A 14,766-nucleotide genomic window follows, 5' to 3' on the forward strand; every position below is an offset into this window, starting at 1 on the left:
CCAGGTGGCGGCGAATGGAGCTGGAAACGTCATTGTTCTGATGAATGCCGGACACCGGGATCCTCCATGTCAGCGCGCTCTCCCAACTTATCCTGTGTAGATTCGATGGCCTTGACGCCAGCGCCTCGTGCCATCGCTGTCCCCTTCAGGACTTTGGAAAGCGCTTCATCACGCGCACCGAATGCTCGCTGCCGTCCACCTTCCATCACCAACACCAAATCCACGGCGCGGATGGCGCTCGGCCGATGGGCGACGACAACCGCAATGCCCTTGCGCTCGCGCACGGAGGCGATCGCCTTAACGACCGCAGCCTCGCCTTCCGCATCGAGATTGGCATTGGGTTCATCCAGCACAACAAGGAAAGGGTCTCGATAAAGAGCACGGGCAAGACCGATACGCTGGCGCTGCCCGGCGGAAAGTGCCGATCCGGCCTCACTGATCGGAGTTTCGTAGCCGTGCTCAAATCGGAGGATCAGTTCGTGCGTGCCCGCTGTTTTCGCCGCGGCGACAATAGCCTCAGGGTCAGGATTATCTTCAAAACGAGCGATGTTTTCGGCAATGGTGCCGTCGAACAGTTCAACACCTTGCGGCAGATAGCCGATATGACGGCCTAGTGCTTCCCGGTCCCATTGATCGAGGCTTGCGCTGTCGATGCGAACTTTTCCGGCGACCGGCGCCCATGCGCCGACGATGGCGCGCGAGAGTGTCGACTTGCCCGAGCCCGATGGACCGATGATCCCGAGTGCGCTTCCCGCCTGAATGGCAAATGCAAGGCCGGTCACGGTCGGCTTCCTTTCGCCGGGCGGAACGATTGTCACGCCTTCGAGGCGCAGTTCGCGTTCAGGTGCGGGCATTGGCATAACAGGAGCGGATTCAGGGAGCTTTTCCAAGAGGTCCTCCAGCCGCGCCCAACCCTGCCGCGCCATGAGGAAGGATTTCCAGCTTGAAATGGCCAGATCGACCGGAGCCAGCGCACGCCCCATCATTATCGAACTGGCAATCATAACCCCGGCCGTAGCCTCCTGTCTGATGACAAGGTACGCGCCGACGGCAAGAATGGCCGATTGCAGCAGCACGCGCAGCGATTTTGAAATGGCACCGAGCCCGCCTGCCACGTCCCCGGCTTTCCGGTTGGCGGCCAGATACTTGGCATTGGCCTTGTGCCATCGGGCAGCGATCCGCTTTCCAAGACCGAGAGCTTGCACGACCTCGGCATTGCAACGCGCTGCTTGCAGTAGACCATTGCGTGCCATGTTGTGGGCAGTGGTATCGCGTATCGGCCGTTGCGAGAGAGTGTTGGCAAGAAGTGTCAGAGATGTGAGACCGACCGCCCCGACAAGTGCCGTCATGCCGATCCAGAAATGAAGGAGGAAGCAAATGCCAAGATAAAGCAGCATCCATGGCAGATCGAAGAACGCTGTCGGACCGTTTCCACCTAAGAAGCCGCGAACATTGTCGAGATCGCGAAGCGGCTGCAAGCCGTCGCCCGGCATGCGCGTTGAAAGCGGAAGGCGAACGATCGCATCGTGAACGCGTCCGGAAAACTGTTCATCGAAACGCTCGCCAATCCGCAGCAGCACGCGGGCGCGCAAAATGTCGAGCAGGCATTGGAACGCATAAAGCCCCGCAGCAAGCACGACGAGCCCCACCAGCGTCGATACGCTGCCACTTGCCAGAACGCGGTCATAGACCTGAAGCATGAACAGCGGCGAGATCAGCGCAAGCACGTTGACCACGCCGCTGATCAACACAATGCCCCAAATGGCGGAAGTCAGAGGGAAAGGTCTCAAGCTGAATCCTTCAAGGAATGGTTACTCACGTAAGTTCCGGAGGCTGGCGACTCAGCCCCATTTTGCTCCCCGACCGGCGACCGACTGCATCCGCTCGCTGGTTCAGGATCAGTGCTCCCGCCGAATATGTTTGGTCCCGGCATTTAATGGAGCGGGTCAACAACACCGTCCGGCTGAAGGTTTGGAAGGGATTCATCGTGGTCGGCCGCAGGACCCGAACAGGCTTCCGCCTCCACACCTTCAGGAGATTTCGGTGCACGACCAGCGCGACGCGCAGGGCTTCGTCAAGCTATCCACGCTGCGACTGCTCCCGGGCGCCCCGGCCCATGGCAAGTAGCGGAAACGGGAAAGCGCCCGCCCAAGGGGGGCGGGGCGAGGCGCTGTTCCGTATGGGTTTTCTGGATCAAACGAAGGTGAAGTCCGACGCGGTCAGGCCTAGGTCGGCCACGGCGACCACACCGCCCAGGTGGGCGAACTCATGCGCGCTGTTGTCGGCGGTGACATAGGCCAGAGTTGCGACTCTGTCGGTGTAGCTGCTTTGGTAGACAATGATGTCGCCGGCGTGCTCGCCGGAGATCGCACTCGCGGCTTCAGAAGCAGAGTTGAAAGATTCGCCAGTGATTACCACGACGTGTTCGCCGTTCGCACCTGAGGCCGCACCACTGTAGAAGCTGCTCACCGGGTAGCCGGACTGTATGCTGGCGTTGTTGACGAAGTTCGCGCCAAAACCGTCATTGTAGAGGCCCACCGCATCGAAGGCGAACTTGTCCTCCGCCGGGTTGAAATCGGTGATAGTGGTAATGTCCGACTTCGACCCGACAACCCCAGGCACCGGATTGTGGAACTGGAACACGAACGTGTCATTGTCGGTGCCCCCGGTCAACGTGTCCTGGCCGTCACCCACGTAGAGGACATCCTGGCCGGGACCGCCGCTGAGCCTGTCATTGTCCTCACCGGAGATGCGCGCGTTGAAGCGGCCGTTGTCGCCGGAGAGATCGTCCCAGCCATCTCCGCCGAAGATGCGGTCGTTACCCTCGCCGCCAATGGCTCGGTCACTGCCCGGGCCACCCGAGATCTCGTCGTTGCCGCCACGACCGTCAATCCAGTCACCGCCCTGGAAACTCTCTATCCAATCTTCACGCTCGGTGCCGATGAGTGTTTCGGCACCCGGGCCACCCTCGATAATGTTTGCCATCGAAAAATACTCCTAATGATGCACCCTGCCTGACGCGTTCATATTCGTCATCGGGCAATTGGAGAAATCGATTGCTTGGATAGGCATACATCTACGAAATGGATGCACTCACGTTCACGTCGCCCTTCCGCTGAGGCTCGCAGGCGGCGGGGACGCGCCCAGACGATCGACCCGAACATTCACACTCAAACGGACGAGGAAAACTTGGTAACCGGCCGCCCTGGTTGGGCCCAAACCTCTCTCTGTTTGCTCGACGCCGGCATACCCGCACCGTAAGCGCGCTGGACGTGGACAAGTTCCGGTGGCGGCGGGTACGGCGCGGCCTCAGCGATGAATGGGGGCCGGAGACGGTTCCATCCCCGACACGCATGCTGCTACCGCGCAACAAGGGGAGGGCAATTTGCCGCCAATGGCCTCGTGATGGCGCCTTTCGCCGACAGGCTGTCGAAGTTGACCGAAGCCCAGCTGAAACGACAACTGGCGGGTCCTCACAGCTGCGTTACGCATTCGCTCACCGTCAAGCCGGCCTCGGAAGAACAGGCATGGGGCTGTGTCGCCGAGTATCTCGCCAGCACTGCCCGCCGGTCGGGTGCTGCACCTTCTTGACATAGGAATCGACGACAAAGTGTCCGGACGCGACAACCGCACCGGAGAGATTCGTGAAGGCCGCCCAGGCTCCGGCTCCTCCCACAAAGAGATCACGCTCGCCAGAAGGCCCGCCACCAGGTGGCGGCGAATGGAGCTGGAAACGTCATTGTTCTGATGAATGCCGGACACCGGGATCCTCCATGTCAGCGCGCTCTCCCACGTTATCGATGGCGTTGACGCCATTGGAACGCATAAAGCCCCGCAGCAAGCACGACGAGCCCCACCAGCGTCGATACGCTGCCACTTGCCAGAACGCGGTCATAGACCTGAAGCATGAACAGCGGCGAGATCAGGGCAAGCACGTTGACCACGCCGCTGATCAACACAATGCCCAAATGGCGGAAGTCAGAGGGAAAGGTCTCAAAGCTGAATCCTTCAAGGAATGGTTACTCACGTAAGTTCCGGAGGCTGGCGATCCAGCTCCCTATATTGCTCCCCGAACGGCGACCGACTGCATCCGCTCGCTGATTGAGGATCAGTGCTCCCGCCGAATGTGTTTGGTTTGGCACTAATGGAGCGGGTCAACAACAACACCGTCCGGCTGAAGGTTTGGAAGGGCAACGTCATCGTGGCCGACCGCAAGGGCCCGGACAGGCTTCCGCCTCCACACCTTCAGGGGGATTTCGGTGTACGACCAGCGCGACGCGCAGGGCCTCGTCACTGTACACGCTGACTGCTCCCGGGCGCCCCGGCCGGGGGGCGGGCCGATGTACCGTATGGGTTTTCTGGATCAAACGAAGGTGAAGTCCGACGCGGTCAGGCCTAGGTCGGCCACGGTGACCACACCGCCCAGGTGGGCGAACTCATGCGCGCTGTTGTCGTTGTCGAGGCGCACCGCATAGAAAGATGCACTCACGTTCAGTTCGCCCTTCTGCTGAGCAGTTGCGGGCTCGCTGGCGGCCGGGAATCTGGTCGCCCAAGCAATCGATCTGAAGATTCGACACTCAAACCGGACCAGGACAACACTTCGTAACGGGGCCGTCCTAATAGTTCCGCCCCAAACTTCTCTCTGTTTGCTCGACGCCGGCATACCCGCACCGTAAGCGCTGGACGAGGACAAGTTCCGCTGGCCGCGGGTGGAGAACGGCGTGATCCGGCTTGCCGCGCCCAACTGATGGCGCTCGTCGAAGGCATGGACTGGCGCGTTTGAGCCGAACGGAGACGGCGTCCGACGTCCGCCGGATAGGCCGTGGCGAAGTGAGTCAGGCGCAAAAGGCGGGCCTCTGGCGGTGCAAAATAAGCTTCTGTCGGCGTCATGACGAGAAGCGCTTCGGCCCGTGCCCACGAAATCGTTCCGCTCAAGGCGATATTCGTCGCCATGGCGGCGGAGAAGGCCGAACTGCAACAACTCCGGAGCGAAACACTCAAGGCCGAGATCGTCCGGATGGCGACACTCAACGAGCGTGCCCAGGAGAGGATCGCCGACCTTCAGAGATCGTCAAGCAGCTGGAGCGCGCCGCTTCGGTCGCAGCTCCGAGAAGCTCGAACGTGCCCAGCAGGCCTTCGCCTTCGAAATCCAGACCGGGCTCGGCGCGATTGAGTCCGAGCTCGAGGTCGCAAGACCGCAAGACCGACAGGCGAGCCGCGACGTGCTGCGCGACCGCGCAAGGCGTTCCCGGCGCATCTGGAGCGGGTCGAGATCGTCATCCGGCCCGAGCCATGGGGGAAGAAGCGCTCCCGCAGCCAATCGTCCAGTCCGTCAAACGCCGTCGGCCGCACAGGCTTGCGAAACGGAACAGTCCCGCCCTCGCTTAGATACCGAGGCACCGTGTTGCGCGCGCACCCGAATTCCTTCGCCCGTCGGTTCCCCAGCCAACCTCATGCCGCCGCAGCATCGCTGCCACCTCTTCAGGCTGAAGGATCTGCTCTCCCTGCATCGTTCTCGACAATGCAGGAATCGCCCAATCCCAATCGCCATCCATGCCTCCTCTCATAACCGAGAGGTCAGTTTCTCAATTCGGCCGACAAGTGAGACGCCCGGTGCTCTTAGGCAGAGTAATCATACGAGATGCCTCCTGCAACATCATTTCCCGCATCCATAGGCTTGCCGGATCATTATTGTGAAGCGCAGGCCATTGGACGGCCTCCGTGAATGCGGCAGGAAGTGGCGGCGGAAGTTCGACAATCCGCAGGGGTGTTAATTTTGCGAAATGCTGCGCCAGCCGTAACGGCATGGTCCCGATGCGGCTGGTGCCTGATAGAAGGGGCGGGATCATGCTAAAGCCGTGTACGACGACTTCGATACGTCTCTCGAAACCGTTCTCGAGCAAATACCATTCCTCGATGGAGGGCTGCCGGGTGTCCCCGAATTTAAGCACAACCTGCCCCATCGACAAGTATCGGTCGAATGTAAGTGGCTCTGACAGCTGCTTGTTCGTGCCGCAGCCTACGCATACGAGCATATCTTCGAACAGGGCTGCGCGAGGATGTTTCGACATGAACACTTCCGGCATAATCAGAAAATCAACGTCGCCGCGCCGGAGAAGCTCCTCGGGGTGGTCGGAAATAGGCAGACATTCGAAGCGGACGGCGGGAGCTTCCCGCGCAGCACGCTTTACGATTTTCTTAAAAAATACGAGTGTGAGGTAATCGGAAAGGATGATGCGGAAGCGACGATCCGATCCGACCGGGTTAAAGGCGTCCCAGGAAATAATCGACAGCTGGATGTGCAGCAATGCCTCCCGGACTGCTGTGGCGAGCCCCTCCGCGCGCGGTGTCAAAATGAGTTCGCGGCCGTTCATCGTAAATAGCTCATCGCTGAAATAGGCGCGTAACCGACCGACGGCGGCGCTCATGGCCGGCTGACTCAGGTTAATACTGCGGGCTGCGGCCGTGACTTTACGCTCCCTGATCAAAGCGTCCAGCACAACGAGGAGATTTAGATCGAGTCCCTTAAAACGCATGCATTGACCTATCCGACGCATGGATGGGTATCGCCCAAACAATCAATTTCACGAATGGTGAGAGCGTCAACGCATCAGCCGACGACGAAATAGAGCAACCGATAGGAAGAACGGCAAAACCGTGTATATGCAAAGCGCGCCGATATGCAGGCCCATGCTGCCGGCCGGACGGCCAAGCATCGCCGGACGAATGAGGTCAATTGCATGTGCGAGCGGCAACAAGGAGGCGACGTCCTGAAAAGCGCCGGGCAATTGGTTGACCGGAAACATCGCGCCGCAAAGGAAGAGCATGGGTGTTACAACAAGCGTATTATAAAATATGAAATACTCATAACTGGGCGCAAGCGCCGTGACGACCATCGCTAGACTTGCGAAGGCGAGGCCACTGAGAGCGATGACTGGCAGCAAGCAGAGGATGGATGGCCACGATGCGTAGCCGAGCGTGGTGGCAACAATAGTGATTGCTGTGCCCGCCATCAGGGCCTTGGTGGCTGCCCACGCCAATTCGCCGAGTAAGATATCGCCGAGCGTCAGCTGAGTGCATAGCATTCCTTCCCAGGTGCGCTGGTCGCCCATGCGGCCGAAACTCCCGTAAACCGTTTCAGCGGTCGCCGATGCCATCGCGCTTGTGGCAACCATGCCAGCCGCGAGAAACGCAATGTACGAAGTGCCCTCAACAGGACCTATCATTGTTCCGATTCCAAAGCCGAGACCGAACAGATAGATCATCGGATCGGCGAGGTTGCCGAGCACCGATGCAAGCCCGATTTTCTTCCATCCAAGATAGTTGCGGCGCCAAACCGCGACCCAATTCCACGCATTGGCGGGCATGCCCGCCGCATAACGTTCGCCCATTGTTCAGTCCTCCATCTCGCGCCCGGTTAGCCGCAAAAACACATCCTCGAGATTGGGGGGACGCTGCAGAAGGCGTAGACCCGCGCGCCCGCGTAGCTGCGCCAGCACCTGCTCCGGATCGGGTGCATAGCAAAAAAGCGTCTCACCGCTCACCTCGATGCGCTGTGCGTACGGCCGGATCAGCGCACCCAGTTCATGCGGATTGCCGCCGTAGACCTCGACCACGTCACAGCCGATCTGCTCGTCAATGAGTGCGGACGGGCGGCCTTCGGCGATCTTGCGCCCCTCCTCCATAACGCACAGCCGATCGCACAGCCGCTCGGCCTCTTCCATGAAATGGGTAGTCAAAAGAATAGTCTTGCCCCGCGCCAGCAGCGATCGCAGCCGTTCCCAGATCAGGTGGCGGGCCTGCGGATCGAGGCCGGTGGTCGGCTCGTCCATCACCAGCAAGTGCGGGTCATTGATCAGCGCACGCGCGAGCGTCAGGCGCCGCTTCATGCCGCCGGACAGTTCGGCGACGCGCGCATCCGCTTTGTTCTCGAGGCGGGCGAACTCAAGCAGCGATGGTATGACCGCATCGATCTGGCGTCTGCTCATCCGGAAGTAGCGCCCGAACACCAACAGGTTCTCGCGTACAGTGAACGCGGTATCAAGATTGTCGAACTGCGGGACCACGCCGATGCGCATACGTGCCAAACGCGCGCGCGCCGGCACTGGAACGCCGAGCACAGTAATCTTCCCCGCATCGGGCGATGTCATGCCGAGGACCATACGCGCAATCGTGCTTTTGCCCGCGCCGTTCGGTCCCAAGAGCCCGAAGCATTCCCCCGCCGCAACGCGGAACGACAGCCTGTCGACAACGAGCTTGTCATAAGTTTTGCTTACGTCAGTAAGATCGATCGCTACCATGGACATGGGTTCATTTTACCGAGAGGGACGCCAAGACTGGCGGTTGCTTGGTTGCCTGCCGGACCTGAAACTGTGACTCGTCTTCGCCATCCCAGCCGTCGATAACGAACTGATCGACATCACAAGGATTTAGCCCCTGTTCCGGTAAAGCGGCGACAATTGCGTCGAGATCATCGATGGCTTGGTAACGCGGATCGTTGTGCCGCTTTTCCTGGTCAACGCAGAAGACGAGCCGTCCATCCTCGACCAGGGGGATCGCCCCATCATGGGTCAGCTTGGTACCACAGATGCGCATAGTGTCTCCACGTTAACGGCGATAGATTCGATTCATCAGGAAGCGGAAAGCGGGTTCCGGAAACGGACGAGCAAGCAGTCTTCGTTGACCGACTCGCCCCGACACTCAAGACGCTCTACCTCGATCAACGTTTCGTTCAGCATGGCGATGACCGGCTCAGCACCAGCGGCGTGACCCCAGCGACGGCAATTAGCATCCCTTGCTGATCCGAAGATCAGATGCCCGCCTGGCGCAAGCACCCGCACCAGGTTTTTGACGGCCGCGCGCATCTCGGCTATGTCTTCGAGATAGTAGAGGACCTCCGCCACAACGATCAGGTCAAACAACTCGTCGGTCGAAAACTGTTGAACATCGGAGACTATCCAGTTGATGCGCGACGGCTCGTTTATCCGTTGACGTGCTCGAGCAATCGCTTGCGCCACGACATCGATGACGGTGAGCCCTTGGCAGTAGGGGGCTAGTTTTTCCGTGAATGCGCCGGCAGCGCACCCGACTTCGAGGGCATTTGAAATGGAGCCTTGGGCAAGCGCCAGCTGGAGCATTTGCGTGTGGCGCTTCCGCTCGAACGGATTGCCGTCGAGAAGCCACGGATCGTCTGCGGCCAATTCCCGATCAAGCAACTGATGATTCACGTTCTGGGTCAAACTCGTGCACCTCTCGTCCACTAGGTAATTAGCGATCACTCGTCGCCGCAAATGTTGCCCGACAGCACTAATTCCGAAGAATCCCGCGCAAGATTGAGCCTGCGAAGCGGAGCCGCATGCGGCGAGAATTCTGCCCTGCTGGAACCAGTGATCGGAGTTTGGGTGGCGGCCTGTTTTCGCCCAGTGTTCGATGTAGCGACAGCAGAGCCTCGCGACAGCCAATCGCTATTGCTCAATGTACACAGCGCGTAGGCTTTCAACGGAAGCAAGAGAAAGATGTTGATGAACGTGTGCAGCGAAAAGCCCAGAAATCGAAACTGTCGGGCACGAAATGCTACCACGCTGCATCGGAGCATGGTCATGGACACAATCATCAGTCCTGTCCACCAAGGCACAGAGCCTGTCAGTGCGAAATGTGCGAGGCCCGTTACTACCGATACGGCGAGGAGTAGCGCGCCGAGATTCTGTCCGACCACGTCCAACGTGAGATAGCTATTTAGGCTGGGCAGCAAGCGCAGCCCAAGCAGCGTGTCCCGGAATGTGCTTCGTGCCCAACGGAGTTGTTGGCGCAGATACGGTCCGAGTCTGTTCGGGACGACTGTGGCCGCGATGGCGCTCGGAACGTACTCGGTTCGAAAGCCTGCTTTCAGCATCAGGATAGTAAGATGGCGATCCTCACCGAAGTCGCTTGGCTTGCCCCGAAAAAACTGCGACTCGTACTGGTCCAGTAACAAAAGGAGCGCAGACCGGCGGTACATGGCACATGGGCCGCAACAGCACATAACGGCACCGAAGCGAGCCTGCGCCGCGCGCTCCTCGTTGCAAGCCAGCCAGTACTCCATGTCTATCAGCCTGGTCAGCCAGCTCTCGGTCCGGTTACTGGCCGTCAACTGACCCATGACTGCGCCGACCGCTGAATCTCGCATTTTCGGTACAAGCTTGGCAATGACGTCGGACGCGAGTAACGTGTCTGAATCAACGTTAAGCACCAGATCCCCTGATGAGCGGCGTATCGCGGCGATCTGCGCCTTGCGCTTTCCAACATTCTCGGGAAGCAAAATGATGTCGAACCTAGGGTCGCGCGCGTAGGCTTCGTGGACAGTTCCTAAGGCTTCGCGATTTCCAGAACCGTCATCAACCACATAGACCCGAAGTCTTCCGGCGTATTCTTGGTCGGCAATGGAAGCCAGGCACTCTGAAAGCGTGCGCGGATCCTCGTTGAAGCAGGGGACGATGACATCCACGCTGGGCAGTTGATCGGAGCCGACGAGAACCTCTAACGCCGATGAGTCGTTTGTCGGCAGAGCATAAATCCCCTGCATGCTCTTATAAGCAGTCGAGAGCAGCGCATAAAGCGATATGGCCACAGTGCTGGTTGTTCCAAGAAGAGTCATGGGATCTCGTTTGTTCAGTGATGTTGAGGAAGTGAGCGGATTACAAATCCGCGCTCACGCAATGCTGGAATCAGCCGGGACAGCGCCGTGACCGTCTGGTCGCGCAGACCGGCGTGAGCGCCCCGGCTCAACTCGCCGGGAGGGCATCCGTCGTGCAAGAGTACAATTGCGCCCGGCCGGACAGAGGCGAGCACTGAATTAATAATCGCGTCGACTCCAGGGCGAGACCAATCTCGAGGGTCGACGGACCAATGAAGGGCCGCCAGCCCGGCGATCTGTGATGCTGTGCAGACTTCTTCGCTCCAGGCGCCGTAGGGCGCGCGAACATAGCGCACCGAGGCCTGCGGGCACGCTCTCATGATGGCGTCGTTCGCTTCAAAGACCTCACGTTGCACTTCGCCGAAGCCGCATTGGTACAGATCCGGATGAGACATCGTGTGGTTGCCTACCTCGTGCCCTTCTGCGATCATCCGTTGGATTAGATCTGGGTGCTCTAAGGCGTAGGCGCCGATGACGAAGAAAGTCGCCGGCACCCGCTGCTCTGCCAGAACGTCGAGAATCTCCGGTGTGAAAAGTGGATTGGGACCGTCGTCAAACGTCAGATAAACGCTGCGACGGCCGGTGCCGTCAGAGCACTCACGGCGCACTTCGTAGAAGCAATCGGGACGGCTCATAGCTCTGGTCCGTTCCGATCGATCATCGTGCCCGTGGGCCATTCGCTGATCGGCCGTCCAACTGGCAGAACAATGGTGAGTGCGTCATCGATGCGTGTGGGCGGCAGGTCGAGGCGCGCCTCTGGTCGGGTGGAGCGCACGCGAATTCCCGACAAAACGGCCAAAGGGCTGTATCGCCGCCCGAACCTCTCAACATGATTCCGCAGCGCGTCCCGGACCGTTCCGAAAGCGAATGGAACGCCAAGCTCCTGCAGTATTGGAAGCATGACATGGATTGAATGGGCGATTCCGAGACCCTCAAGGTCCGGACGTACCCCGTACAGGCCCAGCTCAGCCACCAACAGGTCGACCGCGTCAACCTTGATGAAACGGCGCAGTACGCCCATGTGAGCCGCTACACCGCCGCTTGGATCATAGGCGATTACGCGGAGTTCAGGCCTGGCTCCGGCCCAGCTTCGACTACCTTCGAACGGTTCTGCGTTGGACGCCCCAGTCGGCCCGTACGTATCACGAAAGAACTCGGCGAGCTTAACGTGATCGGAGAGCTGCAACTCGTTTTCCCAGCACAACTTCCACTGCACCTGATGGCGCATTCAGGACCTCTCTTCATATTAGTTTTTTGCGGGCCGCATTACCCGACCAAAGCGGCGTCGTTGGCTGCATTCAACCGTTGTCGTTGGCGAAGGCGAGCCAGACGCTTTCTCGAAGTTCCGGCCCGTGTCGTCGATTTGAGCTTGACGTCGCTCCTTAACGTTCCTCTAATGCATGGCTCGTAAATTCGTAAAATTGATTGTTTGAATGATACGCATCCACACGTTGGATAACATGACATGCGTTTCAAGGGACTCGATCTAAATCTCCTCGTTGTGCTGGACGCTCTGATGAGGGAGCGTAAAGTCACTGCCGCGGCTCGCAGTATTAACCTGAGCCAGCCGGCCATGAGCGCCGCCGTCGGTCGGTTACGCGCCTATTTCAACGATGAGCTATTTACGATGAACGGCCGCGAGCTCCTTTTGACACCGCGCGCCGACGGGCTCGCCCCAGCAGTCCGGGAGGCATTGCTGCACATCCAGCTGTCGATTATTTCCTCCGACGCTTTCAACCCGGCCCAATCGGATCGTCTCTTCCGAATGATGCTTTCCGATTACATCACGCTCGTATTTTTTAAGAAGATCGTAGAGCGTGCTGCGCGGGAAGCTCCCGCCGTTCGCTTTGAATGTCTGCCTATTTGCGACGACCCCGAGGAGCTTCTCCGGCGCGGCGACCTTGATTTTCTGATTATGCCGGAAGTGTTCATGTCGAAACATCCTCGCGCAGCCCTGTTCGACGATATGCTCGTATGCGTAGGCTGCGGCACGAACAAGCAGCTGTCAGAGCCACTTACATTCGACCGATACTTGTCCATGGGGCATGTCGTGCTCAAATTCAGGCACACCCGGCAGCCCACCATGGAGGAATGGTATTTGCTCGAGCACGGTTTCGAGAGACGCGTCGAGGTCGTCGTACAGGGCTTTAGCCTGATCGCGCCCGTCCTGTCAGGCACCAACCGCATCGGGACCATGCCCTTACGGCTGGCGCAGCATTTCGCAAAAACAACACCCCTCCGGATTGTCGAACTTCCGCCGCCACTTCCTCCTCCCGCATTCACGGAGGCCGTCCAATGGCCTGAGCTTCACAATACTGATCCGGCAAGCATGTGGATGCGGGAAATGATGTTGCAGGAGGCATCTTGCCTGGCGCCTTTGCCTGAAATCATTGAGAGTGTCGGGCACGCCGATCCGACCTTGCGGTTGTTGGTACCGACTGCCACCGCGATTTCGCGTGCGAAGTCCCGGAAGATGTTAAGCCCCACTTAAACACCGGGCCTTTGACCAGCAGAGCGGCGCAGTTGCTTGTCAAGTACGAGGGCCAGGAACGAGCAGAACACACGCCCGGGGTTGCTACTGAATGACTGCCGCCTCCGATTTTGCTTGCGGAGTCCCAGAAGATGCTCAGCCCCACTTAAATGCCAACGTCGCAGGCCTTGCCGCGGCTTTTCACGCGCGGCCAGGCGAGGAGATGGCGCCGATCCAATCTGTGCCAGCCTCGCTACTGGCGTTGACGACAGTGCCCTGCACCGAGAAAGTCGGGCACTTGGCAATGAAGCCGGTGGAGCTTGACGCTGCGGACCCAGGCAATTGACCCCGCGCTTCTGCCTGAACGCGTGGCCGATCCGTTCATCTAATCGGCGCTTCATCCTGCCCGGCTGAGGCCCGTGGGTGCGGCCACCCCGCGGGATGGGATCATCATTCAACTCCCCGACTTACGATAGAGTCCATGAGTTTCATATATTTTCCGGCAGATGGATGTCGAACGGGAGAAATGTCTGTCCGGGTGTTTCAGCGGTGCCGGTCTCGATAGCCCGCGTCATCAGCGTTATCAGCTCCTGGCAAAGTCGGCGCATTGGCGTGGCGACCGCCATCGTGACGATATTATCTGCGAGCGCCGCCCGAGACTCCGGCGTGATTTCATTCACGATCGCGACGAGATCGCGACTTTTGCCCTCTTCTCGGAGCGCGGAGATGGCGCCCTCCATGCCGCCGCCGGCGACATAGAAGCCGACGAGCTCGGGCTCTCGCTGCATGAGATCAAGCGTTGCCTCGTAGGTGATCTGCCGTTTCTCGAGGTTCATGACTGGATCCAGCACCTCGAACGTGGGCGCGTTCTCACGGCAATAGGAGCGAAAGCCGACGTCACGGAGCTCGTGCCCCTGGAAACGATGGCTGCCGACAAAAACCGCCACTTTGCCGGGCCGTTTTGCAACCTTGGACACCATCCAAGCGGCCGTGCGCCCCACCTTGCGGTTGTTAAGGCCGATATACCCCTGTCGCACGCCGGCGGCGAAGTCGGAAAGCAGCGAGAAAACCGGAATGCCTTTGGCCTTGAGGTCCTCAACCGCTGCTGTAATTTTCGGGTGGTCCGGTGCCACCATCGCGATCGCATGGCAGCGTGCGCCCAAATCCTTGAGCCGCGCGATCAGGTCGCTCGGCATATGTGACGGGGCGAATTCGACGAGCGGAATGCCGTGGAAGGACTGGGACAAATTGACCGATGCTTCGACCTCGCGCGCAAAGTCTTGGTAGAAATGCTGGGCCGGTTTTCTCAAGATGAAGCCCAGACGGTAGTGCGGTAGGTCTCGCCGCAAGCGCTGCTTGATTAGCCCGGCAGCATGATAGCCGATCGCGTGGGCGGCGTCGTGGACCCGCCGCGCGGTCTCCTCGCGCACCGGATGGCGGGCGTTCAGAACCCGATCGATCGTTGCTACGCTGACTCGGGCTTCGCGGGCGAGATCGGCGATTGTGGGGCGCTTGGTCATAGGTCCTATTCTGATCGGTTTTTGACGCGGGCCGGCTCTCTGTCGCCTAACGCGTTTCGGTTTCGGGTGGCAAAGTGAAAACGTCCCATACGAATGGCCAACAG

The 14,766-nt window shown here is 59.5% G+C and carries 13 protein-coding genes and 3 pseudogenes; 1 reads left to right on the forward strand and 15 read right to left on the reverse strand.

The features are described 5' to 3' along the window. Positions 1-29 precede the first annotated feature (29 nt). The 14 genes and pseudogenes from NKH57_RS13675 to NKH57_RS13740 form a co-directional block, all read right to left on the reverse strand. Positions 30-1,790 carry a type I secretion system permease/ATPase gene (locus NKH57_RS13675; protein WP_352944780.1) on the reverse strand — a complete coding sequence of 587 codons (1,761 nt, stop codon included), beginning with the start codon at positions 1,788-1,790 and terminating at the stop codon, positions 30-32. Positions 1,791-2,193: 403 nt separating this feature from the next. Beyond that, positions 2,194-2,985 (reverse strand): calcium-binding protein, encoded by a 792-nt coding sequence (locus NKH57_RS13680; RefSeq protein ID WP_352944782.1) that lies wholly within the window; start codon positions 2,983-2,985, stop codon positions 2,194-2,196. 577 nt (positions 2,986-3,562) lie between these two features. Beyond that, positions 3,563-3,762: pseudogene (locus NKH57_RS13685) on the reverse strand (HlyD family type I secretion periplasmic adaptor subunit); the annotation flags it as partial. 32 nt (positions 3,763-3,794) lie between these two features. Beyond that, complete coding sequence (locus NKH57_RS13690; protein WP_352734104.1) at positions 3,795-3,956, reverse strand: hypothetical protein; 162 nt, start codon at positions 3,954-3,956, stop codon at positions 3,795-3,797. A 407-nt stretch (positions 3,957-4,363) separates the two neighbouring features. After that, complete coding sequence (locus NKH57_RS13695; RefSeq protein ID WP_352944785.1) at positions 4,364-4,489, reverse strand: hypothetical protein; 126 nt, start codon at positions 4,487-4,489, stop codon at positions 4,364-4,366. 802 nt (positions 4,490-5,291) lie between these two features. Continuing rightward, a pseudogene (locus NKH57_RS13700) lies at positions 5,292-5,555 on the reverse strand (hypothetical protein); the annotation flags it as partial. Between the two features lie 30 nt (positions 5,556-5,585). Further along, on the reverse strand, positions 5,586-6,536 hold the full coding sequence (locus NKH57_RS13705) for a LysR family transcriptional regulator (protein ID WP_352944787.1): 951 nt from the start codon (positions 6,534-6,536) through the stop codon (positions 5,586-5,588). Between the two features lie 66 nt (positions 6,537-6,602). Beyond that, positions 6,603-7,391 (reverse strand): ABC transporter permease, encoded by a 789-nt coding sequence (locus tag NKH57_RS13710; protein ID WP_352944789.1) that lies wholly within the window; start codon positions 7,389-7,391, stop codon positions 6,603-6,605. Positions 7,392-7,394: 3 nt separating this feature from the next. After that, complete coding sequence (nodI, locus tag NKH57_RS13715; protein ID WP_023736276.1) at positions 7,395-8,306, reverse strand: nodulation factor ABC transporter ATP-binding protein NodI; 912 nt, start codon at positions 8,304-8,306, stop codon at positions 7,395-7,397. Positions 8,307-8,349: 43 nt separating this feature from the next. Then, positions 8,350-8,595: pseudogene (locus tag NKH57_RS13720) on the reverse strand (carbamoyltransferase N-terminal domain-containing protein); the annotation flags it as partial. A gap of 35 nt (positions 8,596-8,630) precedes the next feature. After that, positions 8,631-9,239, reverse strand: a complete 609-nt coding sequence (gene nodS, locus NKH57_RS13725; RefSeq protein ID WP_023770905.1) for a nodulation methyltransferase NodS — start codon at positions 9,237-9,239, stop codon at positions 8,631-8,633. A gap of 35 nt (positions 9,240-9,274) precedes the next feature. Beyond that, on the reverse strand, positions 9,275-10,633 hold the full coding sequence (gene nodC, locus NKH57_RS13730) for a chitooligosaccharide synthase NodC (RefSeq protein ID WP_352944794.1): 1,359 nt from the start codon (positions 10,631-10,633) through the stop codon (positions 9,275-9,277). Positions 10,634-10,647: 14 nt separating this feature from the next. After that, on the reverse strand, positions 10,648-11,307 hold the full coding sequence (gene nodB, locus NKH57_RS13735; protein ID WP_352944796.1) for a chitooligosaccharide deacetylase NodB: 660 nt from the start codon (positions 11,305-11,307) through the stop codon (positions 10,648-10,650). Then, positions 11,304-11,900 (reverse strand): NodA family N-acyltransferase, encoded by a 597-nt coding sequence (locus NKH57_RS13740; protein WP_352732130.1) that lies wholly within the window; start codon positions 11,898-11,900, stop codon positions 11,304-11,306. Before NKH57_RS13740 ends, nodB begins: the two co-directional genes overlap by 4 nt. Before the next feature lie 237 nt (positions 11,901-12,137). Here NKH57_RS13740 and NKH57_RS13745 point away from each other — a divergent pair, with 237 nt between their 5' ends. Next, positions 12,138-13,163 carry a LysR family transcriptional regulator gene (locus NKH57_RS13745; RefSeq protein WP_352944798.1) on the forward strand — a complete coding sequence of 342 codons (1,026 nt, stop codon included), beginning with the start codon at positions 12,138-12,140 and terminating at the stop codon, positions 13,161-13,163. A gap of 467 nt (positions 13,164-13,630) precedes the next feature. Here the strand turns inward: NKH57_RS13745 and NKH57_RS13750 are convergent, their stop codons facing one another. Beyond that, positions 13,631-14,662, reverse strand: a complete 1,032-nt coding sequence (locus NKH57_RS13750; protein WP_352944800.1) for a LacI family DNA-binding transcriptional regulator — start codon at positions 14,660-14,662, stop codon at positions 13,631-13,633. Positions 14,663-14,766 lie beyond the last annotated feature (104 nt).

Source organism: Mesorhizobium sp. M1050 (genome assembly GCF_040318715.1).
GTDB lineage: Bacteria > Pseudomonadota > Alphaproteobacteria > Rhizobiales > Rhizobiaceae > Mesorhizobium.

Excerpts from the sequence above, each read along its gene's own strand:
- NKH57_RS13680 (WP_352944782.1), bottom strand. The coding sequence starts at position 2,985 with ATGGCAAACATTATCGAGGGTGGCCCGGGTGCCGAAACACTCATCGGC.
- NKH57_RS13705 (WP_352944787.1), bottom strand. The coding sequence starts at position 6,536 with ATGCGTTTTAAGGGACTCGATCTAAATCTCCTCGTTGTGCTGGACGCT.
- NKH57_RS13710 (WP_352944789.1), bottom strand. The coding sequence starts at position 7,391 with ATGGGCGAACGTTATGCGGCGGGCATGCCCGCCAATGCGTGGAATTGG.
- nodI (WP_023736276.1), bottom strand. The coding sequence starts at position 8,306 with ATGTCCATGGTAGCGATCGATCTTACTGACGTAAGCAAAACTTATGAC.
- nodC (WP_352944794.1), bottom strand. The coding sequence starts at position 10,633 with ATGACTCTTCTTGGAACAACCAGCACTGTGGCCATATCGCTTTATGCG.
- nodB (WP_352944796.1), bottom strand. The coding sequence starts at position 11,307 with ATGAGCCGTCCCGATTGCTTCTACGAAGTGCGCCGTGAGTGCTCTGAC.
- NKH57_RS13740 (WP_352732130.1), bottom strand. The coding sequence starts at position 11,900 with ATGCGCCATCAGGTGCAGTGGAAGTTGTGCTGGGAAAACGAGTTGCAG.
- NKH57_RS13745 (WP_352944798.1), top strand. The coding sequence starts at position 12,138 with ATGCGTTTCAAGGGACTCGATCTAAATCTCCTCGTTGTGCTGGACGCT.
- NKH57_RS13750 (WP_352944800.1), bottom strand. The coding sequence starts at position 14,662 with ATGACCAAGCGCCCCACAATCGCCGATCTCGCCCGCGAAGCCCGAGTC.